The organism is Janthinobacterium sp. PSRC1-1 (assembly GCF_049897525.1).
Taxonomy (GTDB): domain Bacteria; phylum Pseudomonadota; class Gammaproteobacteria; order Burkholderiales; family Burkholderiaceae_D; genus Janthinobacterium; species Janthinobacterium tructae.
This window is the reverse complement of sequence record NZ_JAFCWK010000001.1, coordinates 751,426-774,822: the sequence shown is the minus strand read 5'-3', so window position 1 is coordinate 774,822 and position 23,397 is coordinate 751,426. Positions and strand designations below refer to the sequence as shown.

21 protein-coding genes and 1 tRNA gene are annotated in these 23,397 nt (G+C 63.5%); 13 read left to right on the top strand and 9 right to left on the bottom strand.

Going from position 1 to position 23,397, the window contains the following annotated elements:
• Positions 1 to 234: 234 nt before the first annotated feature.
• Positions 235 to 1,635, top strand: coding sequence for a PLP-dependent aminotransferase family protein (locus ACP7DW_RS03510; protein ID WP_426053391.1), 1,401 nt, complete (start codon positions 235 to 237; stop codon positions 1,633 to 1,635).
• 98 nt (positions 1,636 to 1,733) lie between these two features.
• Here the strand turns inward: ACP7DW_RS03510 and ACP7DW_RS03505 are convergent.
• The 3 genes from ACP7DW_RS03505 to pepN all read right to left on the bottom strand — a co-directional run bounded on the left by ACP7DW_RS03505 (position 1,734) and on the right by pepN (position 5,715).
• Positions 1,734 to 1,809, bottom strand: a tRNA-Thr gene (locus ACP7DW_RS03505).
• Positions 1,810 to 1,915: 106 nt separating this feature from the next.
• Positions 1,916 to 2,917: a class 1 fructose-bisphosphatase gene (locus ACP7DW_RS03500; RefSeq protein WP_426053392.1), complete on the bottom strand. Its 1,002-nt coding sequence runs from the start codon at positions 2,915 to 2,917 to the stop codon at positions 1,916 to 1,918.
• A 143-nt stretch (positions 2,918 to 3,060) separates the two neighbouring features.
• Positions 3,061 to 5,715 carry an aminopeptidase N gene (pepN, locus tag ACP7DW_RS03495; RefSeq protein WP_426053393.1) on the bottom strand — a complete coding sequence of 885 codons (2,655 nt, stop codon included), beginning with the start codon at positions 5,713 to 5,715 and terminating at the stop codon, positions 3,061 to 3,063.
• A gap of 197 nt (positions 5,716 to 5,912) precedes the next feature.
• Between pepN and ACP7DW_RS03490 the strand changes: the two genes are divergently transcribed.
• Positions 5,913 to 6,542, top strand: coding sequence for a DUF4136 domain-containing protein (locus ACP7DW_RS03490; protein ID WP_426053394.1), 630 nt, complete (start codon positions 5,913 to 5,915; stop codon positions 6,540 to 6,542).
• 189 nt (positions 6,543 to 6,731) lie between these two features.
• Here the strand turns inward: ACP7DW_RS03490 and ACP7DW_RS03485 are convergent, their stop codons facing one another.
• The 4 genes from ACP7DW_RS03485 to ACP7DW_RS03470 form a co-directional block, all read right to left on the bottom strand.
• A complete protein-coding gene (locus tag ACP7DW_RS03485; RefSeq protein ID WP_426053395.1) occupies positions 6,732 to 7,721 on the bottom strand; it encodes a quinone oxidoreductase family protein in 990 nt (329 codons plus the stop codon).
• A 23-nt stretch (positions 7,722 to 7,744) separates the two neighbouring features.
• Entirely contained in the window at positions 7,745 to 8,134 is a 390-nt protein-coding gene (locus ACP7DW_RS03480; protein ID WP_426053396.1) for a methylglyoxal synthase, read from the bottom strand.
• 29 nt (positions 8,135 to 8,163) lie between these two features.
• Positions 8,164 to 9,084: a DMT family transporter gene (locus ACP7DW_RS03475; RefSeq protein WP_426053397.1), complete on the bottom strand. Its 921-nt coding sequence runs from the start codon at positions 9,082 to 9,084 to the stop codon at positions 8,164 to 8,166.
• Positions 9,085 to 9,156: 72 nt separating this feature from the next.
• Positions 9,157 to 11,628 (bottom strand): alkaline phosphatase D family protein, encoded by a 2,472-nt coding sequence (locus ACP7DW_RS03470; protein ID WP_426053398.1) that lies wholly within the window; start codon positions 11,626 to 11,628, stop codon positions 9,157 to 9,159.
• A gap of 155 nt (positions 11,629 to 11,783) precedes the next feature.
• On the opposite strand from ACP7DW_RS03470, the gene ACP7DW_RS03465 reads away from it, so the two are divergent.
• From ACP7DW_RS03465 to ACP7DW_RS03415, 11 genes are all read left to right on the top strand, one after another.
• Positions 11,784 to 12,509: a YebC/PmpR family DNA-binding transcriptional regulator gene (locus ACP7DW_RS03465; RefSeq protein WP_010401062.1), complete on the top strand. Its 726-nt coding sequence runs from the start codon at positions 11,784 to 11,786 to the stop codon at positions 12,507 to 12,509.
• Between the two features lie 73 nt (positions 12,510 to 12,582).
• Positions 12,583 to 13,851, top strand: coding sequence for a phosphoribosylamine--glycine ligase (gene purD / locus ACP7DW_RS03460; RefSeq protein WP_298406819.1), 1,269 nt, complete (start codon positions 12,583 to 12,585; stop codon positions 13,849 to 13,851).
• 140 nt (positions 13,852 to 13,991) lie between these two features.
• A complete protein-coding gene (locus ACP7DW_RS03455; RefSeq protein WP_426053399.1) occupies positions 13,992 to 14,786 on the top strand; it encodes a hypothetical protein in 795 nt (264 codons plus the stop codon).
• Positions 14,787 to 14,889: 103 nt separating this feature from the next.
• Positions 14,890 to 15,804, top strand: coding sequence for an oxygen-dependent coproporphyrinogen oxidase (hemF, locus tag ACP7DW_RS03450; protein ID WP_298406813.1), 915 nt, complete (start codon positions 14,890 to 14,892; stop codon positions 15,802 to 15,804).
• Positions 15,801 to 16,472, top strand: coding sequence for a nicotinate (nicotinamide) nucleotide adenylyltransferase (gene nadD / locus ACP7DW_RS03445; protein ID WP_277922121.1), 672 nt, complete (start codon positions 15,801 to 15,803; stop codon positions 16,470 to 16,472). Before hemF ends, nadD begins: the two co-directional genes overlap by 4 nt.
• The gene (gene rsfS, locus ACP7DW_RS03440) at positions 16,473 to 17,159 is read left to right on the top strand and encodes a ribosome silencing factor (protein ID WP_141170571.1); all 687 of its coding nucleotides are present in this window, start codon (positions 16,473 to 16,475) and stop codon (positions 17,157 to 17,159) included.
• A gap of 6 nt (positions 17,160 to 17,165) precedes the next feature.
• A complete protein-coding gene (rlmH, locus tag ACP7DW_RS03435) occupies positions 17,166 to 17,636 on the top strand; it encodes a 23S rRNA (pseudouridine(1915)-N(3))-methyltransferase RlmH (RefSeq protein WP_034747108.1) in 471 nt (156 codons plus the stop codon).
• Between the two features lie 9 nt (positions 17,637 to 17,645).
• Entirely contained in the window at positions 17,646 to 18,266 is a 621-nt protein-coding gene (locus tag ACP7DW_RS03430; protein WP_426053401.1) for a Maf family protein, read from the top strand.
• Between the two features lie 41 nt (positions 18,267 to 18,307).
• Complete coding sequence (gene rng / locus ACP7DW_RS03425) at positions 18,308 to 19,771, top strand: ribonuclease G (protein WP_034747098.1); 1,464 nt, start codon at positions 18,308 to 18,310, stop codon at positions 19,769 to 19,771.
• A 2-nt stretch (positions 19,772 to 19,773) separates the two neighbouring features.
• Positions 19,774 to 20,553, top strand: coding sequence for an AraC family transcriptional regulator (locus ACP7DW_RS03420; RefSeq protein ID WP_426053402.1), 780 nt, complete (start codon positions 19,774 to 19,776; stop codon positions 20,551 to 20,553).
• 82 nt (positions 20,554 to 20,635) lie between these two features.
• Positions 20,636 to 21,262, top strand: a complete 627-nt coding sequence (locus tag ACP7DW_RS03415; RefSeq protein WP_426053403.1) for a LysE family translocator — start codon at positions 20,636 to 20,638, stop codon at positions 21,260 to 21,262.
• Here the strand turns inward: ACP7DW_RS03415 and ACP7DW_RS03410 are convergent.
• Together ACP7DW_RS03410 and ACP7DW_RS03405 are read right to left on the bottom strand one after the other, a co-directional pair.
• Positions 21,238 to 21,777, bottom strand: a complete 540-nt coding sequence (locus ACP7DW_RS03410) for a hypothetical protein (RefSeq protein ID WP_426053404.1) — start codon at positions 21,775 to 21,777, stop codon at positions 21,238 to 21,240. The two genes, ACP7DW_RS03415 and ACP7DW_RS03410, sit on opposite strands and share 25 nt — an antisense overlap.
• Positions 21,778 to 22,285: 508 nt before the next feature.
• Positions 22,286 to 23,311, bottom strand: a complete 1,026-nt coding sequence (locus tag ACP7DW_RS03405) for a LacI family DNA-binding transcriptional regulator (protein WP_426053405.1) — start codon at positions 23,309 to 23,311, stop codon at positions 22,286 to 22,288.
• Positions 23,312 to 23,397: the final 86 nt, after the last annotated feature.

Below are 23,397 nucleotides of genomic sequence, written 5' to 3'. Positions count from 1 at the left end.
GCTGCCGGGCTGAGCCATATCAAATACGGGATCAGCAGCAAGCTGTTGGCACTACCTTAACCGCGCCCGCCGTGCGCCACCGTGCGCTGCCACACCTTGAAGCCAGACTTAAATGCCTGATGGAAATAACAATCACCGCCAGCCTGGCGGGGCGAGCGGGCAAGCCAAATATGTATGGATTTTTAACCACGCTTTCCGCATAATTGCGAGAGGCAATATCCATACATATAGAAAATGTCCAAATCAAAAGCCATACAAGAAGATAGCCGGGCCAGTGCGTGGATCACGCCGTTCGTGCAGCACGGCGGTCCGCGCTACCTGCAGATCGCCGACATGCTCGAGCGCGCGCTGTCCGACGGCAGCCTGCGCCCCGGCGACCGCTTGCCGCCGCAGCGCCGCCTGGCCGCGCTGTTCCAGATCGACCTGACGACGGTGACGCGCGCCTATGACGAAGCCAAGCGCCGCAATCTGCTGGAGGGGCACGGCGCGCGCGGCACCTATGTGGCCGCGCCAAAAGTGGAATTGACGCAGATGATGGACCTGAGCATGAACATCCCGCCGCCGCCCGCAGGCGTGGATTTCGACGACCTGCTGAAACAGGGCGTGGCGCAGGTGCTGATGCGCACGGACAGCGATCTGTTGATGAGTTATCACCTGGGCGGCGGCGGCAAGGCCGACCGCGCGGCGGGCGCCGTCTGGCTCGCGCCCATGTTCGGCCACGTCGAGGCGGAGCAGGTGGTGGCCTGCCCCGGCGCGCAGGCGGCGCTGGCGGCACTGATACTGGCTTTGAGCCGGCCCGGCGACAGCATATTGACGGAGCCAGCCGTGTATCCGGGCTTGCGCTCGGCAGCGGGGCAGCTCAATCGCAAGACCGTCGTCGTGGAAACGGACGCCGACGGCATGCTGCCCGAGGCGCTGGAAAAAGCCGGCCGCAAGCACCGTGCGCGCCTGGTCTACCTGAATCCCACGCTGCAAAACCCCACCGCACACACCATGCCGGCCGCGCGCCGCCTGGCCATCACGCAGGTGGCCATACGCTGCGGCATGCATATCATCGAGGACGACCCGTACTGGCTGCTGGCCTCCGACGCGCCGCCGCCGCTGGCCCATTACGCGCCGGGCAACGTGTCGTATATCGCCACACTGTCGAAATGCCTGGCGCCGGGCTTGCGCATGGCCTACGCGCTGGTGCCCGACGCGCAGCTGCGCGAACGCTTCGTGCAAGCCCTGCGCTCGTTTTCCCTGATGGCCACGCCGCTGACGACGGCGCTGGCGACGCAATGGATACACGACGGCTCCGCGCACGCACTGCTGGCCGGCGTGCGCAGCGAGGCCGATGCACGCCAGGATGTCATCCGCACGATTCTGACGGGCATCAGCCACCCGCGCAGCGAAGGCATCCATGTCTGGTTTTCACTACCCAGCTACTGGAGCTCGCGCGAACTGGCCGCCACCGCCCGCGCCCAGGGCGTGGCCGTGACGGCCTCGGACGCCTTCCACGCCAGCAAACCACCAAACGCCATCCGCATCTCCCTGGGCAGCATCCGCGACCGCGCGCGCCTGGCCAGCGCCTTGAAAAAACTGTCGCTGCTGCTGGCGCACAAGCCGGTGCTGCACCAGGAGTTCGTCATTTAGGCGGTAGATGCGCGCGTCGGCGCAGGCTGGCGGGGAACCAAGCTTCAGACGAAAAAAAACCACCGTTTGTGCGGTGGTTTTTTTCTACTGCGAATACTTGGTGCCGTTGGCCGGAATCGAACTGGCGACCTTCACATTACGAATGTGCTGCTCTACCAACTGAGCTACAACGGCGAAGACCCACATTCTACAAACAATGCACAAAATTTGCTAGTGTCAACGCGAACTTTTTTGCATTTTTTTCGCGGCCCGGCTGCGGGCCGCGGAAAATCGCGGCTTTTTACTCCGCGTGGTAGGCCGTGACGCGGGCCACTTCGTCTTTCGAGCCGAGGAACACGGGCACGCGCTGGTGCAGCTTGTGCGGGGCGATGTCCATGATGCGCTGCTGGCCGTCGGTGGCGGCGCCGCCGGCCTGTTCGACGATGAAGGCCATCGGGTTCGCTTCGTACATCAGGCGCAGCTTGCCCGGCATCGAGGTGTCGCGCAGGTCGGCCGGGTACATGAAGATGCCGCCGCGGTTCAGGATGCGGTGCACGTCGGCCACCATCGAAGCGATCCAGCGCATGTTGAAATTGGTGCCGCGCGGGCCCGTGTCGCCGGCCAGCAGTTCGTCGACATAGCGTTTCACGGGCGGATGCCAGTGGCGCGCGTTCGACATGTTGATGGCGAACTCCTTCGTCGTTGGCGGAATCTGCATATTGCTTTGCGTGAGGACCCATGACCCCATTTCCCGGTCCAGGGTAAAGCAGTTCACGCCGTTGCCGAAGGTCAGCACCAGCATGGTTTGCGGGCCATACACGGCGTAGCCGGCGGCGACCTGCTTGGTACCGGCCTGCATGAAGTCCTGCTCGGTCGGCTGCCCCATGCCTTCCGGCGCCTTGAGTACCGAGAAAATGGTACCGATCGAGACGTTGACGTCGATGTTCGACGAGCCATCGAGTGGGTCGAACAGCAGCATGTATTCGCCCTTCGGATAGCGGTTCGGGATCGGGTGGATCGACTCCATCTCTTCCGACGCCATGGCCGCCAGATGGCCGCCCCATTCGTTCGCTTCGAGCAGGATCTCGTTGGAGATGATGTCGAGCTTTTTCTGCACTTCGCCCTGCACGTTTTCCGTCTCGGCCGTGCCCAGCACTTCACCGAGGGCGCCCTTGCCGACGGCGTGGCTGATGGTCTTGCAGGCACGCGCGACGACTTCGATCAGCAGGCGCAGTTCGGCCGGGATGCTGTTGTTCGAGCGCTGCTCTTCAACCAGGTATTGCGTAAGACTGATGCGTTTCATGAATTCCCTTTGTTGGTTATGTCGTTATTTTAAGTGTCGCGTGCGGTGATTGTCGGCTTACGCGCCGTTGGCGCTAAGCCGACCTACGAAATCATGACGCCGCGTAGGTCGGATTAGCCCGCAGGGCGTAATCCGACCTGCCATCAATTCGCCAGCGCCTTGCTGACGACTTCCATCACGTCATTCGACAGGCTGGCCTGGCCGGCGACTTGTTCCAGCGCGTCGCGCATGTGGCTTTGCAGTGCGGGCACGTAACGGCGCCAGCGGTCCATCGAGCGCGCCAGACGGGCGGCCACCTGCGGGTTCAGGGCGTCGAGCGCGATGACTTGCTCGGCCCAGAAAGCGTAGCCGCTGCCATCCGCCGCATGAAACTGCGATGGATTGCCGTTGGTGAAATTGAAGATCAGGCTGCGCGCGCGGTTCGGATTTTTCAGGGTGAAGGCCGGGTGCGTCATCAACTGGCGCACGGCTTGCACGTCGGTCGTTGGCGCGGCAGCCTGCATGGCGAACCACTTGTCGACCACCAGCGCTTCGTTCTCGAAATCGGTATAGAAGCTGGTCAGCGCCGCCTGCGCATGCGGCTGCGAGCCGGAATGAATCAGCGCCGCCAGCGCCGCGGCGCGGTCGGTCATGTTGCCGGCATTGTCGAACTGCAGCCGCGCCAGGTCCAGCTCCGCCGCCCCGGGCGCGATCAACAGATACGACAGGGCCAGGTTTTTCAACGCACGCTTGCCGGCCGACAGGGCGTCAGGGCTGTACTCGCCCGGCGTCTGGTTGGCGTGGTATTGCGCCAGCAATTCGGGCTTCAAGGCTGCCGCGATGGTCGTGCGCATGAACTGGCGCGCCGCGTGGATCGCCTGCGGATCGACTTGCGCCATGCGCTCGGCGATGATGGTTTCCGACGGCAGGATCAGGGCCAGCTCGCGGAAGGCGGGATCGAGCGTGTCGTCGGCCAGCAAGGCGCGCTGCGCGGCGATGAAGGTCTCGTCCAGCGCCAGCGTGTCGCCGGCGGCGACGGCGCCCGTGAGTTTCAGCAGGCGTTCCATGGCCAGGCGCTGGCCCGCTTCCCAGCGGTTGACGGGATCGCTGTCGTGACGGAACAGGTGCAGCAGCTGCGCATCGGTATAGTCGTACTCCAGCACCACGGGCGCGGAGAAGTCGCGCAGCAGCGAAGGCACGGGTGCTTCCGTCACATTCGTGAAGCGGAAGGTTTGCGACGCCTCGGTCAATTCCAGCACGACGCTGGTGGCGCCATGCGATGCCACGCCGTCCACGTGCAGCGGCAGGTCGCGGCCATCGGCAGCCAGCAAGCCGACGGTGACGGGAATGTGGAATGGCAGTTTTTTCGGCTGGCCCGGCGTGGCGGGGCAGCTTTGCGCCAGCGTCAGTTCAAACGTCTGGCTGGCAGCGTCGTAGCGCGTGGATGCTTTCACGATGGGGGTACCGGCCTGGCTGTACCAGCGCTCGAACTGGGTGAAATCGCGGCCATTCGCGTCCGCCATGGCGGCGCGGAAGTCGTCGCACTGCACGGCCTGGCCATCGTGACGTTCAAAATACAGGTCCATGCCCTTGCGGAAACCGTCGCGGCCCACCAGGGTCTGATACATGCGCACCACTTCGGCGCCTTTTTCGTAGATGGTGACCGTATAAAAGTTATTGATCTCGACGAAGGAATCGGGACGCACGGGATGCGCCATCGGGCCCGCGTCTTCAGGGAACTGCGCCTGGCGCAGGGTGCGCACCTGGTCGATGCGCGTGACGGCGCGGCCCGTGTCGGTACCGATCATGTCAGCCGAGAATTCCTGGTCGCGAAATACCGTCAAGCCTTCCTTCAGCGACAGCTGGAACCAGTCGCGGCACGTCACGCGGTTGCCCGTCCAGTTATGGAAGTACTCGTGGCCCACCACCGCCTCGATGCCGGCGTAATCGACGTCGGTCGCCACGCGCGAATTGGCCAGCACATACTTGGTATTGAAGATGTTCAGGCCCTTGTTTTCCATGGCGCCCATGTTGAAATCGCCCACGGCGACGATCATGAAGCGGTCCAGGTCCAGCTCCAGGCCGAAGCGCTCCTCGTCCCAGCGGATCGAGTTTTTCAGCGACTGCATGGCGTAGTCGGTTTTATCGAGGTTGCCCTCTTCCACCCATACCTGCAGCAGCACTTCGCGGCCGGACTTCAAGGTGTAGCGCTCTTCCTGGCAGACCAGGCGCGCGGCGACCAGGGCGAACAGATAGGATGGCTTCTTGAACGGATCTTCCCACTTGGCGTAGTGGCGGCCATCACCGAGGTCGCCCTCTTCGATCAGGTTGCCGTTCGATAGCAGCACCGGATACTTGTCCTTGTCGGCGCGCAGCATGACCGTGTACCTGGCCATCACGTCCGGGCGGTCCGGGAAGAAGGTGATGCGGCGGAAACCCTCTGCTTCGCACTGCGTGAAGAAGTTATGGTTCGACACATACAGGCCGGACAGCGAGGTATTGTCCTGTGGCGCCAGCACGGTCTCGATCTCGAGCAGCACGTCATCCGGCGCCCTGGGAATGGTCAGCATGCCGGCCGTCAGCTTGTACTGCGACGGTTTCAGCACCTTGCCATTGAGGCGCACCAGCACCAGTTCGATGTGTTCGCCGTGCAATTCGATGCTGCGACTGGTACTGGCGGGGTTGTGGCGCATGTGGATCCGGCTCGCCACCACTGTGCGGGCGGGATCAAGATCGAAACCAAGTTCGACGCTGTCGACCAGGAAGCTGGGCGGCGTGTAATCTTTGCGGTAAATCGTCTGAGGGCTGTCTGTGCGCATAGGGAATGGGTGGGAGCGGAGGCAAAAGCCTATTTTACCAACACCAGCCCCCCGATAGTCGCGATTCAGCTCAGGAATGTTGGATTCCCTTACACGCCGACATGCCAGGTAACATTCTGTAATAATGCATGGAAACAAATAGAACTATTCTTATAATACCAAGTGATGAATTGCGTCTACTAACAGGAGATCATGCAATGAAACGATATCTCACCATCATGATGGCCGCATTGACCGTGTTGCTGACCGGATGCGCCACCACCATACGCAGCGATGTGACCGTCTTCCATGAGTGGCCTGCGCAATTGCAGGACAAATCGTATGTCTTTGAAGCGCCAGCGGCGGAAAACGATACGCTGGAATACCGCAGCTACCAGAACCTGGTGCGCGCGGAACTGGCCAAGCACGGCTTCGGCGAAGCTTCCGGCCCTGCCGCAGCCAATTTGCGCGTGGCGATGCAGTTTTCCACCGTCGACTATCCTGAGCGCGTGCTGCAAGCCACCGATCCATTCTGGTATGGCCCCGGCTACTGGCCTGGCCGCTACGGCTATCGCTACGGCGCATGGCCAGGCTATGGCCGCTTTGGCTACAACCCCTACTGGTATGGTCCGATGGATATCGAAGAAAGCGTGCGCCATAAATACGAGCGCGAATTGCGCGTGACGATCAATGACCGCAGCGGCAAGAAACTGTATGACGTGACCGTGCAATCGACCAGCACCAAGCGCGCCACGTCGCAAGTGATGCCGGCCATGGTAGCGAGCGCCTTTGCGGACTTCCCGGGACAAAGTGGAGTTCCCCGCAAGGTCGAAGTCAAAATAGAGTAATGGCGTGACTATGCAAAAAAACCGGCTGGTGCAGCAATGCGCCAGCCGGTTTTTTTATGTCTGCGTTTTATGCCTATGAGTAATACGCCTCGGCGGCAAAGGTGAGCGCGCCGATCAGCGCCACGGCCAACACCAGTACGATCAGCAGGCGGCCGAATTTCGGCGTGCCGTCGTTTCCGCTGCCGCCGCTCATGGCACGATGATGGTCGAGCCGGTGGTCTTGCGCCCTTCCAGGTCCGTGTGCGCCTGGGCGATATGGGCCAGATTGTAGCGCTGGTTGATCTCGATTTTGACTTCGCCGCTGCTGACGACGCCGAACAGCGAGGCAGCCATTTCTTCCAGGTTCGCGCGGTTCGAGGCATAGCTGAACAAGGCGGGGCGCGTGATGAAGAGCGAACCGCGCGAGGCCAGCTCGGACAGAGTGAACGCCGGCACGGGGCCGGAAGCGTTGCCGAAGCTGACCATCATGCCCAGCGGCGCCAGGCAGTCGAGCGAGCCCGTAAACGTATTCTTGCCGATGGAATCGTAGACCACGGAGACGCCCTTGCCTCCCGTGATCTCGCGCACGCGCTCGACGAAGTTTTCCGTGTTGTAGTTGATGACGTGGGCCGCGCCGTGCGCCTTGGCCAGCGCCGCCTTTTCATCGGAACCGGCGGTGCCGATCAGATTCACGCCCAGCACCTTGGCCCACTGGCAGGCGATCAGGCCGACGCCGCCCGCCGCCGCGTGAAACAGGATGGTATCGCCCGCCTTCAGCGCCACCGTGCGGTGGAACAGGTATTGCACCGTCAAGCCTTGCAGCATCATGGCGGCGGCCGTATCGAAGCCGATGCGCTCGGGCAGCGCCAGCAGCAGGGCGGCCGGCAAGTTGCGCTGCTGCGCATACGCGCCATTGATGCGCGCCGCATACGCCACCCTGTCGCCGATTTTCACTTCCGTGACGCCCTCGCCCACCGCCTCGACGATACCCGCGCCCTCGACACCGAGGCCATTGGGCAGCGGCTGCGGATACAGGCCCGTGCGGAAATACACGTCGATGAAATTGAGGCCGATGGCCTCGTGTTTCACGCGCGCTTCGCCGGGGCCGGGCGGCGGCAGTTCCACATCCACGTATTCCATCACTTCCGGGCCGCCCACGCGCTGTACGCGGATGGCCTTGGTGGTAATCGTTGCGCTCATGCTCATCTCCTTGTCTGGGTGAATCAGGCGGCAGCAACGGCCCGCGCCTGCAGCTGCGACAGTACCAGGTGCGCCGACGACAGATTCGTCGCGCATGCCACGTTGTGCACGTCGCAGGCGCGCACCAGGGCATTGATGTCGGGCTCGTGCGGCTGCGGCGTCATCGGGTCGCGCAGGAAGATCACGCAATCGATCATGCCTTCCACCAGCAGCGAGCCGATCTGCAAGTCGCCGCCGAACGGGCCGGAATGCTTGCGCTCCACTTGCAAGCCCAGCTCGTTGATCAGTCGGCCACCCGTGGTGCCCGTGGCCGACAGGTCGCAACCCTTCAAAAAGTCCAGGTATTCGCCCGCCAGGGTAATCATGTCATCTTTTTTCTTGTCGTGGGCAATCAGGGCGATGCGTGTTTTCATGGTGAGAGCATTTTCAGTGGGTGGGAGAATTATTTCTTTTTCGACAGCAAGTAAATACCGGCCAATACCAGGCTGGTGCCAGCCAGCTGCCAGTTGGTGATCGGTTCATCGAGGATCAAGGCGCCCAGGAACAGGGTCGACACGGGACCGATCATGCCCGCCTGCGAGGCGACGGGCGCGCCGATGCGTTCGACGGCGATCATCGTCATGAAGACGGGCATCACCGTGCAAAAGATGCCGTTCAGCAAAGACAGGCCATATACGGGCATGGGCTGGATCAGCAGCTCGACGGGGCGCAGGATGAAAAACTGGGCGATGCAGGCAAAGCTGGCCACGCACATCGCGTAGCTGACCAGGCGCATGGAGCCGATGCGTTTCACCAGCTCACCGGAACCGAGCAGATACACGGCATACGAACAGGCCGAGCCCAGCACCAGGGTCGAGCCCAGCGCCACATTGCTGGCGCCGCCCTGCAAGTCGTGCACGAACACCAGCACGATGCCGCAATACGAGGTCAATAGGGCCAGCCACTGCAGGCGGCTGATGCTCTGCTTGAAGTACACGGTGGTAATCAAGAGCACGAAGGTGGGCGTGAGAAACAGGATCAGCCGCTCCAGCCCCACGGAAATATATTGCAGGCCCAGGAAATCCAGATAGCTGGACAGATAGTAGCCGACGAGGCCCAGCCCGACCAGGCGCCAGCGGTCGCTGGTCGACAATGGCGGCGCCGTGCGCATCTTCCACCAGGCGATGACGGCGAACACGGGCAGAGAGAAAATCATCCTGAAGGCGATCAGGGTGACGGCGTCGATCTGGTAGCGGTACAGCAGCTTGGCGACGATGGCCTTGGTGGAAAACAGCACCGCCCCGCCCACGGCGATGGCCAGGCCACCGAGGTAGACGGAACGGGGAATATATGGAGGGCTTGCTTGCGGGGAACTGGAGCTCATGCCCAGATTGTAAGGCAAAAGCCAAAGGCGGCTGAGTACCGGGGTCAGACCCGACGGGTCTGACCCCAGCAGTTACGCCACCGCCACCGCCACCGTCCCAGCATTGACCGTCGCCGTCGTCACGCGCGCAATCACGTTCGACGGCGCCGCCGTGCCGATCAGCTTATTCACCTGCTTGAACTGCGCCACCAGCTTGCCAGGCGTCAAGGTGACCACCGTGTAACCCTGCGCATCCGTATTCAGATGCTTGATCCACGGATTGTTGCCCAGGCCGGACAATTGCTGCGCCAGGCCCAGCAGGGTCGTGCTGAAGTCAGTGTTTGCTTTCAAGCCCGCCTGCACGGCCGCCACCGTCGCGTCGAGCTGCGCTTCCGGCACGCCCTTGGCGGCCAGCGCGCCGCGCAGCTGCACGCGCAGTTGCTCCAGCAGACTGTCGACGGTCGGGGCCGCCTTGCCCATGGTGTAGTCGAGCAGGTTGACGTCGAGATTGACCGTGCCCAGGCCCGTGACGGGAATGGCCAGCGGATAGCTGACGAGGGTGCCGATATCGCCCATGGCGCCGGCGGCCGACTTCAGGTAGCTGAAGAAGGAATCGGAACTCACGCCGGCCGACACCAGGTCCACCATCACGGGCGTGCCGCCGCCAGCGGCGTCGAAATCATCGCTGACGGTGCCGGCAAAAAACGAGTGGATATCGCCGGTCAGCGCCACCACGTTGCCGATGGCATTATTTTTCAGGTGTGCCATCAGATTCTTGCGCTCGCTGTTGTAGCCATCCCACTGGTCGCAATTGAGCAGGAAGCGCGTGAAGAATGGCGCCAGCGCGGCCTGCTGGCCGGAAGCGGCGACAAAGCTGGACGCGGCGCCCTTGGCCTGCACGTCGGGCTTGATCCAGCCGAAGGCGATCACTTGCGCGGCGGCGGCCGGCGAAGCGCTGTTGTAGGCGGCCACCGTGATGCCGGCCTGGGCCGCGCTCAGGCCGGCGCCCACGGCGGCGGCGCCCTGCGCGCCGGCATTCGCGGTGGCAGCGGCAATCGCCATGGCGGCCGCCTGCGCCACAGTTGTCGATGCACCCGCCGTCGAAGCGGCCACGATGGCGCAGGCCAGCGGCACGCTGCCGCCCACCAGTGGCAGCGTGCTGGCGATGGCCTTGCCCACGTTCGCCATGGCGCCCAGCGCCAGCAAGGTGGCGATCGCATCGGTGCCGTTCAAGCCCATGCGCAGCAAGGACACTTCATTGCCCCACAGCTTCCAGGTCGACGTCGCCGCCTTCATCTTGCCCTTCCACCAGTCGCGCTGGGTCGTGCCCAGCATGCCGACGGCCGCCAGCGGATCGGCGCCGGCTTTCGTGGCGGCCGCCATCTTCTGCCCTTCCACGCTGTCGAACAGCGCTTGCGGCACCAGGTAGCGGCTGCCGATGCTGCCCAGCGGCTTGCCCGTGGCCGGGTTGATGGTCGATTCGGCGATCGCATGGTCGGCGCGGTACAGGCGCTCGTCCGTCATCACCAGCTGCATCAGTTTGCCGAACTGGAAATCGCGGTAAATCTGGATGTTCTGAAACGTCGTCGCGGCGGCGTCAAACGTGACGTCGGCCGGCATGTATTCGAACCAGGCCTGGTTGGCGCTGCGCCGGCGCGCCGGCTGGTGCAAATCGCTGCCGTCGGCGGCCACGAGGCCCTCGTAGGTGGACGCGTCCTGCCAGGCGTCGTCCGTGAATTCATGGTCGTCCCAGACGGCGATGAAGGCGAAGCGCTCGTGCACGGCCTGCAAGCGCGTATCGGTGCGGTATTTCTTGTAAAGGTAGCGGTAGTCGGCCACCGTGGTGGCGTATTTCGCGCCCGCGCTGCCGCTCTTGTACGTGCCATCGGGCAATTTCAGCTGGTCGTGGCGGCTTTCCACGGCGCCGCTCTGGAAGGCTTCGCCCACCGTTTCATAGATGTAATCGCCCAGGTGGACGATGAAGTCCAGGCTTTCGTTGGCGGCGATGTGCGACAGCGCGCCCCAGTGGTTGATGCTCCAGTCCTGGCACGTCAGGTAGGCGAACTGCAGCTGCGCTACGTCGCTAGTCGCGGCAGGCGCCGTCTTGAAGCGGCCCACGTTCGAGCGCACGTCGCCGGCGATGAACTGGTAAAAATACACCTGGCCCGGCTGCAAGCCCGTCACCTTGTGGCGCAGGGTATTGTCGAAATCGGCTTTCAGCGGCAGCTTGGCGTCGACGATGGGCGTGCCGGCCAGGGCCGTGTTGCCGCCCAGGGCGGCCGTATTGTCGCTGGCGCTGACGATCAGGCGCACGGCGACGTCGGACTTGCCGGCCACGGCGGACGCGACGGCGTCGAAACTGGCGGGCACGACGCGCGTCCACAGCATGGCGCTGTCGGCGCGCGGATCACCCGAGGCCACGCTTTGCGGGAATTTCCAGTCGCTGCCCGAGGCCAGCGGCACGCCAGGATCGCTGTAATCGGTGCTGCCGCAGGCGGCGAGGCCGACAGTGGCCACCGACACGGTAATGAAGCCGCCCAATTTCAGAAATTGCCGTCTGTCCATTTGACTTGCCATGATGTCGCGCCCTCGATATGGTGAAAGCGCGTCACTTTAGCAACAGATTGTGTCATCCTGATGACGGGGCCATGCCGCTTGGCCGGGGGCCGATATGCTAAAATGTCGGCCACAATTGAACCCCCGTCTAAGGAAGATTCGACATGGCAGGACATAGCAAATGGGCCAATATCAAGCATAAAAAGGCTGCCACCGATGCCAAGCGCGGCAAAATCTGGACGCGCCTGATCAAGGAAATCACGGTCGCGGCCCGCATGGGCGGCGCCGACGCCATCACCAATCCGCGCCTGCGCCTGGCGGTCGACAAGGCGGCTGACGCCAATATGCCGAAAGACAACGTCCAGCGCGCGATCAACCGCGGCAGCGGCGGCGTCGATGGCGCCAACTACGAAGAAGTGCGCTACGAAGGCTACGGCGTGGGCGGCGCGGCCGTCATCGTCGAATGCATGACCGACAACAAGGTGCGCACGGTGGCCGAAGTGCGTAACGCCTTCAACAAGAATGGCGGCAACATGGGCAACGAAGGCTCCGTCGCCTTCATGTTCCAGCATTGCGGCCAATTGCTGTTCGCGCCGGGCACCGATGAAGACAAGCTGATGGAAGCGGCCCTGGAAGCGGGCGCCGACGACGTCATCGCCGATGAAGAAGGCGGCTTCGAAGTGCTCACTCCCGTGCACGATTTCGCCACCGTCAAGGAAGCGCTGGAAGCGGCCGGCTTCAAGGCCGAAGTGGCCGAAGTCATCATGAAACCGGCGACGGAAACCGTGTACGCGGGCGACGACGCCATCAAGATGCAAAAGCTGATCGATGCGCTGGAGCTGCTGGACGATGTCCAGGAAGTCTTCACCAACGCGTTAATAGAGAATTAATCCAGACAATTAGTCACTCTGCACTCAAGGGCGGCACCGCCGCCCTGCAACCCACCTTGAACGAACGGTCCCTATGAAAATTCTGGTAGTCGGCTCTGGCGGCCGCGAACACGCCCTGGCCTGGAAACTGGCCCAGTCCGAACGCATACAGATGGTGTATGTCGCGCCGGGCAACGGCGGCACCGCGCGCGATGCGCGCCTGGTCAATCTCGACATCAGCGACCCGCAATTGCTGGCCGACTTCGTTCAGCAGGAACACATCAGCCTCACGGTCGTCGGCCCGGAAGTGCCGCTGGCGGCAGGCATCGTCAACCTGTTCCGCTCGCGCGGCCTGAAAATCTTCGGCCCGACGAAAGAAGCGGCGCAGCTGGAATCGTCGAAAGACTTCGCCAAGGCCTTCATGCAGCGCCATGGCATCCCGACGGCCGCCTACCAGACGTTCTCCGACGTCGCGCCCGCGCATGCCTACATCGACGCCATGGGCGCGCCCATCGTCATCAAGGCCGACGGCCTGGCCGCCGGCAAGGGCGTGGTCGTTGCCATGACCCTGGAAGAAGCGCACCAGGCGGTCGACATGATGCTGTCCGATAACCAGTTCGGCGACGCCGGCGCGCGCATCGTCATCGAGGAATTCCTCGCCGGCGAAGAAGCGAGCTTCATCGTCATGTGCGACGGCAAGAACATCCTGCCGCTGGCCACCAGCCAGGATCATAAACGCCTGAAGGACCACGACCAGGGCCCGAACACGGGCGGCATGGGTGCGTACTCGCCGGCGCCGATCGTCACGCCGGCCATGCATGCGCGCGTCATGCGCGAGATCATCGTACCGACCATCCAGGGCATGGCCAAGGATGGCATCACGTTTACGGGCTTCCTGTACGCGGGCCTGATGATCGACGACAAGGGCACGCCGAAGACGCTGGAATTCAACTGCCGCATGGGCGACCCGGAAACGCAGCCGATCATGGCGCGCCTGAAGACCGACCTGGTCGCCGTCATGGAACACGCCGTCAACGGCACCCTCGACGCGGTGGAACTGGAATGGGACCGCCGCACGGCTGTCGGCGTCGTCATGGCCGCCGCCGGCTACCCGGACGATCCCGTCAAGGGTACGCCGATTGGCGACATCCCGGCCGAAACCGTCGACTCCGTCACCTTCCATGCGGGCACCCGCATCGAGGGCGAACGCCTGGTCACCAACGGCGGGCGCGTGCTGTGCGTGGTCGGTCTGGGCGACAGCATCAAGATGGCGCAGAAGCAGGCGTATGAAACCGTGGAAAAAATCCATTTCGACGGCGCGCAGTACCGCCGCGACATCGGCTGGCGCGGCCTGAAGCACTAAGCACCAGGCACTAAGCCCGCCCCTTGGCGGCAAACGGCGGGGCCGGCGCGGGATGCATCCGCCCCGGCCCCGTTTGCATGGGCGCGCCAGGAAAACGGGCCTTGCGCCAAGATGTCACCTTCCTGACAAGATTGCAACCCATGACCAGCCACCCCCATCCTGCACTCGCCGAACTGCGCCAACTCCTCCTGATCACGGACAATGAACTCGACGACGCCATCGCCGAACTGGCAATCCTCGCCCTGGACGAGGACGAGGACGTCGACATGCCACGGCTGGCTACCGGCGCGCGTGCCGCCGAAGCGCTGGCGTGGCTGCTGCGCACCGACCTGCTGCCGCAGGACGACTTCCTGCGGCGCGTGCAGGAGCTGCCGCGCCGGCATGATGGCGCGGCCCTGCTCGAGCGCCAGCAACTGGCCGCCGATGCGCTCAAGCTGCTCAACGGCCAGGCCATCGACACACTGTACGAGGAAGATCTGATCAGCCAGTGGCAGCGCGATGCCGCCCACGCCAGCCTGCCCGGGGACCGTCTGCTTGCCTCGCCCATCGCCGCCCTGCGCGACATGCTGCGGCAAGGCACCTTGACGGCGCAGCAATTCGAGTTACTGCGCACGCGCCAGCACGGCTCGGAACTGGGCCGCATCATCGTCGACGGCGCCGCGCGCCAGGCCCGCCGCGAGCGCCCCGCCTATGCGCGCCCGGCAACCTGGGTGATGGCCGCGCTGCTGGTGCTGGCAATGGCCTTTGCGGTGTGCGCCATCGTGGCCAGGCCAGCGCCCTCCCCCGCCGCCATCCCTGCCACTGGACAGGGCGTCGAACGGCCTGACCTGCGGCAGCGCGCCGCGCAGGCAGTCGAGAGTGCGCGCGTGCCCGGCGCCGGGACGGACCTGTCCATCACGGTAGTGCAGGACGGCGCCACGCCGCCGGCGCGCTGAACCACAACACAAACGCACAGGGCCAGCGCCGCGCTATCACAAAAACGCGTAACAGGGTACAATCCGTCCTTACTTTTTTATTTCGGCCTCGTCGGCCCACGCGATGTCGTCAACTCCCTCTCCTTCGGCCGTCAAAGCCTATTTGCTCGATTTGCAAAGCCGTATCGTGCAGGCGCTCGAAGCGCAGGACGGCAAGCCGTTCCTGACCGATGCCTGGCAGCGCCCCGAGGGCGGCGGCGGCATTTCGCGGCTGATCGAGGAAGGCAATGTGTTCGAGCGTGGCGGCGTGAATTTTTCGCACGTCACCGGCGCCGCACTGCCGCCATCGGCGGCGGCCGCGCGCCCTGAACTCGGTGGCAAGGCGTGGGAAGCGATGGGCGTGTCGCTGGTGCTCCATCCGCGCAATCCCTACGCGCCGACGGTGCACATGAACGTGCGTTTTTTCAGCACCGTGAATGCCGATGGCGCCCCCGTATGGTGGTTCGGCGGCGGCATGGACCTGACGCCGTATTATGGCGACGCGGGCGACGTGAAGCACTTCCACCAGGTGTGCCATGATGCGCTGGCGCCGTTTGGCGAGGAACTGCATCCGAAGTTCAAGCAGTGGTGCGATGATTATTTCTACCTGAAGCACCGGCGCGAAGCGCGCGGCGCCGGCGGCATCTTCTTCGACGACTTCAATGCCCTGGGCTTTGAAGACAGTTTCGCGATGATGCGCAGCGCCGGCGACGCCTTCATCGACGCCTACGTGCCGATCCTGGCGCGCCGCAAGGACACGCCCTACGGCGAACGCGAACGCGATTTCCAGTGCTACCGGCGCGGGCGCTATGTCGAGTTCAACCTGGTGTTTGACCGCGGCACCCTGTTCGGCCTGCAGTCGGGCGGACGCACCGAGGCGATCCTGATGTCGATGCCGCCCGTGGTCAAGTGGCGCTACGACTGGCACCCGGAAGCTGGCAGTCCCGAAGCGGCGTTGTATACTGACTTCCTCGTGCATCGCGACTGGCTGCAGGCGTGACCGAAGGTAGTACGGCATGCGTGACGCTGTTAGGCGGCAGCTACGATCCGGTGCACATGGGCCATGTCGCGCTGGGCACGCATTTTTCCAGCCTGCTGCACGCCGATGAGCTGCGCGTGATTCCGGCGGGCGCGCCCTGGCAAAAGAGCAAGCTGGGCGCCACCGGCCAGCAGCGCGCCGAGATGGCCGGCCTGGCGTTTGCCGGCCTGCCCCTGCCCGTGGTGATCGACCGCCAGGAAATCGAGCGCAGCGAACATGGCCAGGCCAGCTACACCATCGATACCTTGCGCCAGGTACGCGCCGAGCTGGGAGCGCGCGCTTCCATCGTTTTCCTGATGGGCGCCGACCAGCTGCAGCGGCTCGCGACATGGCGCGAATGGCAGCAATTATTTGAATACGCGCATATCTGCGTCGCGGCCCGCCCCGGCTTCGCGCTGAATGACACAGCAGTACCGCAAGTGGTCGCCGACGAGTTTTCGCGCCGCCTGGGGTCGCTTGACAGCATCCGCAACACGCCGCACGGTCTGACTTATCTGGCACAGGACTTCGCGGTGGATATCTCCGCCACCGAAATACGTGCGGCATTACAACGGGGGAATCGGGCAAACTCGCTTGTTTCCCCGCTAGTGCTAGACTATATTGAACAACATAATTTATACAAAAGCTAAATGGACATCAAAAAACTGCAAACCCTCGTCGTTGACGCCCTTGAAGACGTCAAAGGCCAAGACATCGCCGTCTTCGAAACGAGTCACCTGACCAGCCTGTTCGACCGCATCGCGATCGTCTCCGGTACCTCGAACCGTCAAACCAAGGCGCTGGCCGCCTCGGTGCGCGACAAGGTCAAGGACGCCGGCGGCCAAATCATCGGCATGGAAGGCGAGGAAACGGGTGAATGGGTGCTGGTCGATCTGGGCGACATGATCGTCCACATCATGCAAGCGCCTATCCGCGCCTACTACCGCCTGGAAGAAATCTGGGGCGACACCCCGATCAAGCTCGGTGCCGCCAAGCGCGCGCCGAAAAAAGCCGGCGACGACGAGCCGAAGAAAATCAGCGGCCATCTGGCAGCGAGCAAGGCCAAGGTCGAAGTTTCGCCCGTGATCGAAAAGAAAGCACCAGCGAAGAAAGCCACGGCAGCCACCGCCGCCAAGAAAGCCCCGGCGAAAAAAGCCGCCTCGAAAGCTGTCGGCAAGACCGTGAAAATCGCACCGACCAAGACCGAAGCGGCTGCCGTGAAAGCCTTGAAAGCGCTGCCAGAGAAAAAAGTGCGCACCCCGCGCGCGGCCAAACCGGCAGCCGATGCTGCACCGGCAAAAACCGTGATCAAGCGTATCAAAAAAGTCGAAGCGTAAGCCTCGATGCAGCTCATCATCGCTGCGGTCGGCCATAAAATGCCGGCCTGGATAGAGACGGGCTTCGCGGAATACGCGAAGCGCATGCCGCCGGAACTGCGCATCGTGCTGAAAGAAATCAAGCCGGTGGAGCGTTCCGGCAGCAAAACCGCCGCTACGGCGATGGCGCTGGAACGCGAACGTATCGAAGCCGTCCTGCCCAAGGGCGTGCGCATCATCGCCCTCGACGAACGCGGCAAGGACCTGACCAGCGTCGGCCTGTCGCAGCAGTTGATGGCGTGGCAGCAGGATGGCCGCGACACCGCGTTTTTGATCGGCGGTGCCGATGGCCTCGATCCGCAGCTCAAGGCGCGTGCCGAAGGCATGCTGCGCATTTCCAGCATGACCCTGCCGCACGGCGTGGTGCGCGTGATCCTCGCCGAGCAGCTGTATCGTGCCTGGTCGATCACGCAAAACCACCCCTATCACCGCGTCTGAACTCCCCCCATGAAAACGGCTGATCACAAGATCTACCTCGCTTCCAAAAGTCCGCGCCGGCGCGAACTGCTGCGCCAGATCGGCATCGATTTCGAATTGCTGCTGCTGCGCAGCGACGGCCCGCGCGGCGCCGACGTCACCGAGGAAGTCCTTCCCGGCGAGTCGGCGCTCGACTATGTGGCGCGCGTGGCGAATGAAAAAGCCGCCTTCGCCTGGGACCTGGTGCGCCGCCGCCACCTGACAGCGCGCCCCGTGCTGGCGGCCGACACCACCGTCACCATCGACGGCGTCATCCTCGGCAAGCCGGCCGACCGCGCCGAAGCGGTTGCCATGCTGCAGCAGCTGTCGGGCCGCACGCATCAGGTACTCACCTCGATCGCCGTGCACTACAAGGACTTCGCCGAGCAGCGCACGCAGGTGTCGCAAGTGCGCTTCGGCGTGCTCTCGCCCGCGTCCATCGCCGCGTATTGCGCCACGCCGGAACCGTACGACAAGGCCGGCGGCTACGGCATCCAGGGCAGCGCCGCGCTGTTCGTCGAGCATATCGAAGGCAGCCATTCCGGCATCATGGGCCTGCCCCTGTACGAAACTGCACAGTTGCTAAGACTGGCAGGTTTGCCCCTGCCCTGATCGGGTATGATGTCATTCGTTGCCTCCACTTCCCCGCCTCCATGAACGAAGACATCCTGATCAATATCACGCCGCAAGAAACCCGCGTCGCCCTCATCCTGCAGGGCGCCGTGCAGGAATTGCACATCGAGCGCACGCTCACGCGCGGCCTGGCCGGCAATGTGTATTCCGGCAAAGTGGTGCGGGTGTTGCCGGGCATGCAATCGGCCTTCATCGACATCGGCCTGGAGCGCGCCGCGTTTTTGCACGTGGCCGACATCTGGGAAGCGCGCGGCCACGACGGCCAGAACGCCACGCCCGCTCCCATTGAAAAAATCCTCTTTGACGGCCAGGTGCTGACGGTGCAGGTGATCAAGGACCCGATCGGCACCAAGGGTGCGCGCCTGTCGACGCAGATTTCCATCGCCGGGCGCATGCTGGTGTACCTGCCGCAAGACAAGCACATCGGCATCTCGCAGAAAATCGAGAAGGAAGCGGAACGCGAGCAATTGCGCGTGCGCCTGCAAAGCCTGCTGCCGCCCGATGAAAAGGGCGGCTACATCGTGCGCACCATGGCCGAGGACGCGTCCGACGCGGACCTGAAGGCGGACGTCGACTACCTGCGCAAGACCTGGAGCACCATCACGCACGGCGCGCGCACGCGTCCCGCCACCAGCCTGCTGCACCAGGACTTGAGCCTGGCGCAGCGCGTGCTGCGCGACTTCGTCGGCGATGAAACGGCCACCATCCAGGTCGACTCGCGTGAAAATTATGTGAAATTGCGCGAATTCGCGGAAATCTACACGCCCAGCGAGCTGACGCGCCTGCAGCACTACACGGGCGAGCGCCCGCTGTTCGATTTATATGGCGTGGAAGAAGAAATTTTGCGCGCGCTGGGGCGCCGCGTCGACCTGAAATCGGGCGGCTACCTGATCGTCGACCAGACGGAAGCGATGACCACCATCGACGTCAACACGGGCGGTTTTGTGGGCGGGCGCAATTTCGCCGATACGATTTTCAAGACCAACCTGGAAGCGGCGCACGCCATCGCGCGCCAGCTGCGCCTGCGTAACCTGGGCGGCATCATCATCCTCGACTTCATCGACATGGACAATGCCGAGCACCGCAACGCAGTGCTGGCCGAGCTGAAACGCACCCTGTCGCGCGACCGCACCAAGGTGTCGGTGAGCAATTTCTCGCCGCTGGGCCTGGTGGAAATGACGCGCAAGCGCACGCGCGAATCGCTCGCCCACATCCTGTGCGAACCGTGCCCCGCCTGTGCCGGCAAAGGGCAAGTCAAGACCTCGCGCACCATCTGCTATGAAATCCTGCGCGAACTGCTGCGCGAAGCGAAACAATTCAACCCGCGCGAGTTCCGCATCCTCGCCTCGCAGGAAGTCGTGGATTTGTTTTTAGAGGAAGAATCGCAGCACCTGGCCATGCTCGGTGATTTCATCGGCAAGAAAATCTCGCTGCAGGTGGAAAATGCCTACCACCAGGAGCAGTACGACGTCATTCTGATGTAGCCATGCGTGGCACCGCCTCCTTCTGGCGCGACCCGGCGCTGCCCCACGTGGAGAGCCGTCGTGCCTGCCACAGCCGGGCGTGCTACAAGCCGCACAGCCATCCCACGTTTTCGATTGGCGCCGTCGACGCTGGCGGCAGCATGTTTACGGGCAGCGGCGACGCGGCAGTCAGGCTGGCGCCGGGCAGTCTGGTGCTGGTGCCTGCCGGTTGCGTCCATGCCTGCAATCCCCTGCCTGACGCCTTCTGGAGCTACCAGATGCTGCATCTCGATGCGCGGTGGGTACAAACGCAGGCGCCGGCGCTCGATGGCGAGACGGCGCGGGTGCTGAATTGCCCGGAGCTGTATGCGCAGTTCTGCGCGATGCATGCGCTGCTGTTCTCAAAGGCCGGCGCAGCAGAGAAGGGTGCGGCGCTGCTGGCGTTTCTCGATGCTTGCGCCAGTGCCACTACAGATATCCTCCCTTCGGTGCGCAAGCAGATACCTCTGCAGCTGGCGCCCGTGCTCGATGCGCTGCAAGCACAGCCGCTCGCTTCCCTGCAGCAACTGGCACAATCAGCAGGCATGAGCCGTTATCAACTGATCCGCGCCTTTCGCGCCGCCACCGGCATGACACCGCATGCGTATCAGCTCAATGCCAATATCAACCGCGCGCGCAGCAGTCTGCAGGCAGGGACGGCGCTGGCGCAGGTGGCGCATGAGCTGGGCTTTGCCGATCAAAGCCATTTCCAGCGCGTGTTCAAGGCCCATGCGGGGATTACGCCGGGACGCTACCGCAGCTAGGCGCACTGCGCAATTTTTTTCAATACGCGCCGCTGGCGCATCCGCATACTCGCCTCCTTACCATTGATGGAGCCGCGTAGTCATGCAGGATTTTCTATGGATCGCCGGCGCCCATTTCCTGGCGCTGCTGTCGCCGGGGCCCGATTTCTTTCTTGTTGCGCGCAGTTCGCTGGCGCATGGCTGGCGCGGCGCCACCGGCGCGTGCATCGGCATTGCGCTGGCCAATGGCGTGTTTATCGCGGCGGCGTTTGGCGGACTATCGGTGCTCAAGGCGGGCAGTACGCCATTCATGCTGGTGCGGCTGGCGGGCTGCGCCTATCTGTTCTACCTGGGCTGGCTGTTCCTGCGCCATGCGGGCAAGAGCAGCCTGGATGCAAAGCCTGCCAGCGGCACGGCGCACTGGCGCGACGGCTTGCTGATGGGCTTTATGTCGGCCATCCTGAACCCGAAAAATGCGCTGTTCTATGTCAGCCTGGCGGCCGTGCTGGCCAGCCGGCACACCAGCGCAGGGGCGATGGTGGCGTATGGCGCGTGGATGGTGTTGGCCGTACTGGCGTGGGATATGGCGGTGGCGCTGGCGATCGGCAGCGCTACCCTGCGCCAGCGCTTTGCGCAGGCGCTGCCGCTGCTGGAGCGGCTGTCGGGCGTGATGCTGATCGTGCTGGCGGTGGTGCTGTTGGCGGATCAGGCCGGCAACGGATCCAGGTAAAACACGGCGTACACTTTCAGTGGCGACGTTTCCGTGGCTTTTTCCGAACGCACGACGGAGCAGTCGTCGGCGGCCAGGCTGCGCCAGTTCTGGATGCCCGCCTTGGCGAACATCGCGTGCGCAGGGGCGTTGGCGGCCAGGTCCAGCACCAGGCAGGCGTTGCGCGGGCCGGCGCCGTAGTTGACGGCGCGGATCTCGATGCCGAAGGTCGTCATCCACGGTTCCCACAGGCCTTTTTCCTTGCCGGCGGCCATGCGCTCCAGCATTTCGCCAAACGTCAGGCCTTTCTTGACGGTATCGCGCAGGGCTTGCAACGACGGCGCCAGGCGGGGATCGGGCTGCTTGTTGCCGGCGCGAATTTCGGCGATCGCCTTCAATTCCTTGATGATGGCCGCATCGCGCTCCGTGTAATCGCGCATGCGTGCGTAAAACTCGGCGTCGAGGAAGGGATTGACGGTCAGCTTGGCGACGCCCTCTTCGCGGCGTTTCGGGGAAGGCGTGGTGGTTTTGGTCATGGCGATGGAGGGCAAGGGAAACAATGAGGGCCGCCAGTTTAACACCATGCGGCAGCAGCGGCATACCTTGCGGCCGCTTTCATGGCATGCCGGGCGGGAGCCGGACGGTGCGACGCCTTTGTTGCGCGTGCCAGGCGACAGGAGAAAGCGGCATGCTCCGACGCCCGCATACAGCCGCGCCAGCGGAAAGCGTACTGGATTCAGTACTGGCTGGCGCCGATGGCTCAGTTTCTAAAGATCGGCCAAGTGCAGCCTGACAGCATCAGCAAGTTGGCGACGCTGAACACGAGGAGCGCCATGCGAATCTTACGGGGAGAAGGTGTTTTCAATGTATTTCCTTGGTCAAGTGAGATTGAGCACGGATGACCATCGTTGAACCGGCCAATACGAGCGGCAATGCCAGCCCAACGATAGCGTCTGGCATTTCACTATAGCAGATGGGGCGGGACGATCCCGCATGTCAGCATGTGTTCGCCAGTGGAATGGCAAACCGGGGAACAGATGAAGTTCAAGCGCGCGGCGGCGCCGTCGATTCGCGCACCACCAGTTCCGGTTTCAGGCGCACGTCGAGCACCGCGGAATCGGGCGAGGCGATGGTTTGCAGGATCAGCCGCGCCGCTTCCGTGCCGATGCCGTGGTGGCGGATGCGGATGGTGGTGAGCGGCGGACGGATCATGTCCATGTACGGCATGTCGTTGTGGCCCACCACGGAAATATCGTCCGGGCAGCTCAAGCCCAGTTCGCGGATGGCGTCGTAGCAGCCGAGGGCCACCAGGTCGCTGCCCGTCACCACGGCAGTCGTCCGCGGCGACTGGCGCAACAGCGCCAGCAGGGCCGCCTTGCCGCATTCGCGCGAATAGCCGCTGCTTTCAAACACGAACGCGTGCGAGGGATCGAGTTCGCTGGCCTGGATGGCGGCCAGGAAGCCGAGGCGGCGCACATGCCCCGTGGACAGGTTTTCCGGGCCGGCAATGTGCGCAATATGGCGGTGGCCCAGCGCCAGCAAGTGCTCGACGGCGAGGCGCATGCCGACCACGTCGTCGCTGACGACGCAGGACGCGACACCCGTCTCGTCGCTGCGGTTGACGGTGACGACAGGTACATTCTGGTCGATGCACATCTTGATGACGGGATCGTGGCGCCGTGCGGTAGCCAAAATCAGGCCGTCGACCTGCTGCCCCAGCAGACGGTTGATGACGAACAGCTGCTCTTGCTCATCGGCACCCACGTTGGCGACGATGGCCAGGTAGCCATGCTTGCGCAAGCCTTCCTCGATGCCCAGCAGAATCGGCGGGAACACAGCGTTGGTTATGTCGGGCAAGACCACGCCGATGATGCGCGACTTGCGCGTGACCAGGGTGGAGGCGGCGCGGTTGGGCCGATAACCGAGCCGGCCCGCTTCGGCCAGCACGCGCGTGGCCACCTCGGCGCTGACCATTTGCCGCGTTGCCGGGTTCATCACGCGCGAGACGGTGGAAAAGTGCACGCCGCTGGCCCGCGCGACGTCGCTTAAGGTGGGGTTCTTGTTTGTCATGGGCTTCCCGGATCGCAATACGCTGATTTTATCGCAAAAAATGCCCCTGCCGTCAAAAACCGAGCAAACGCTTGCATTGAAATAAT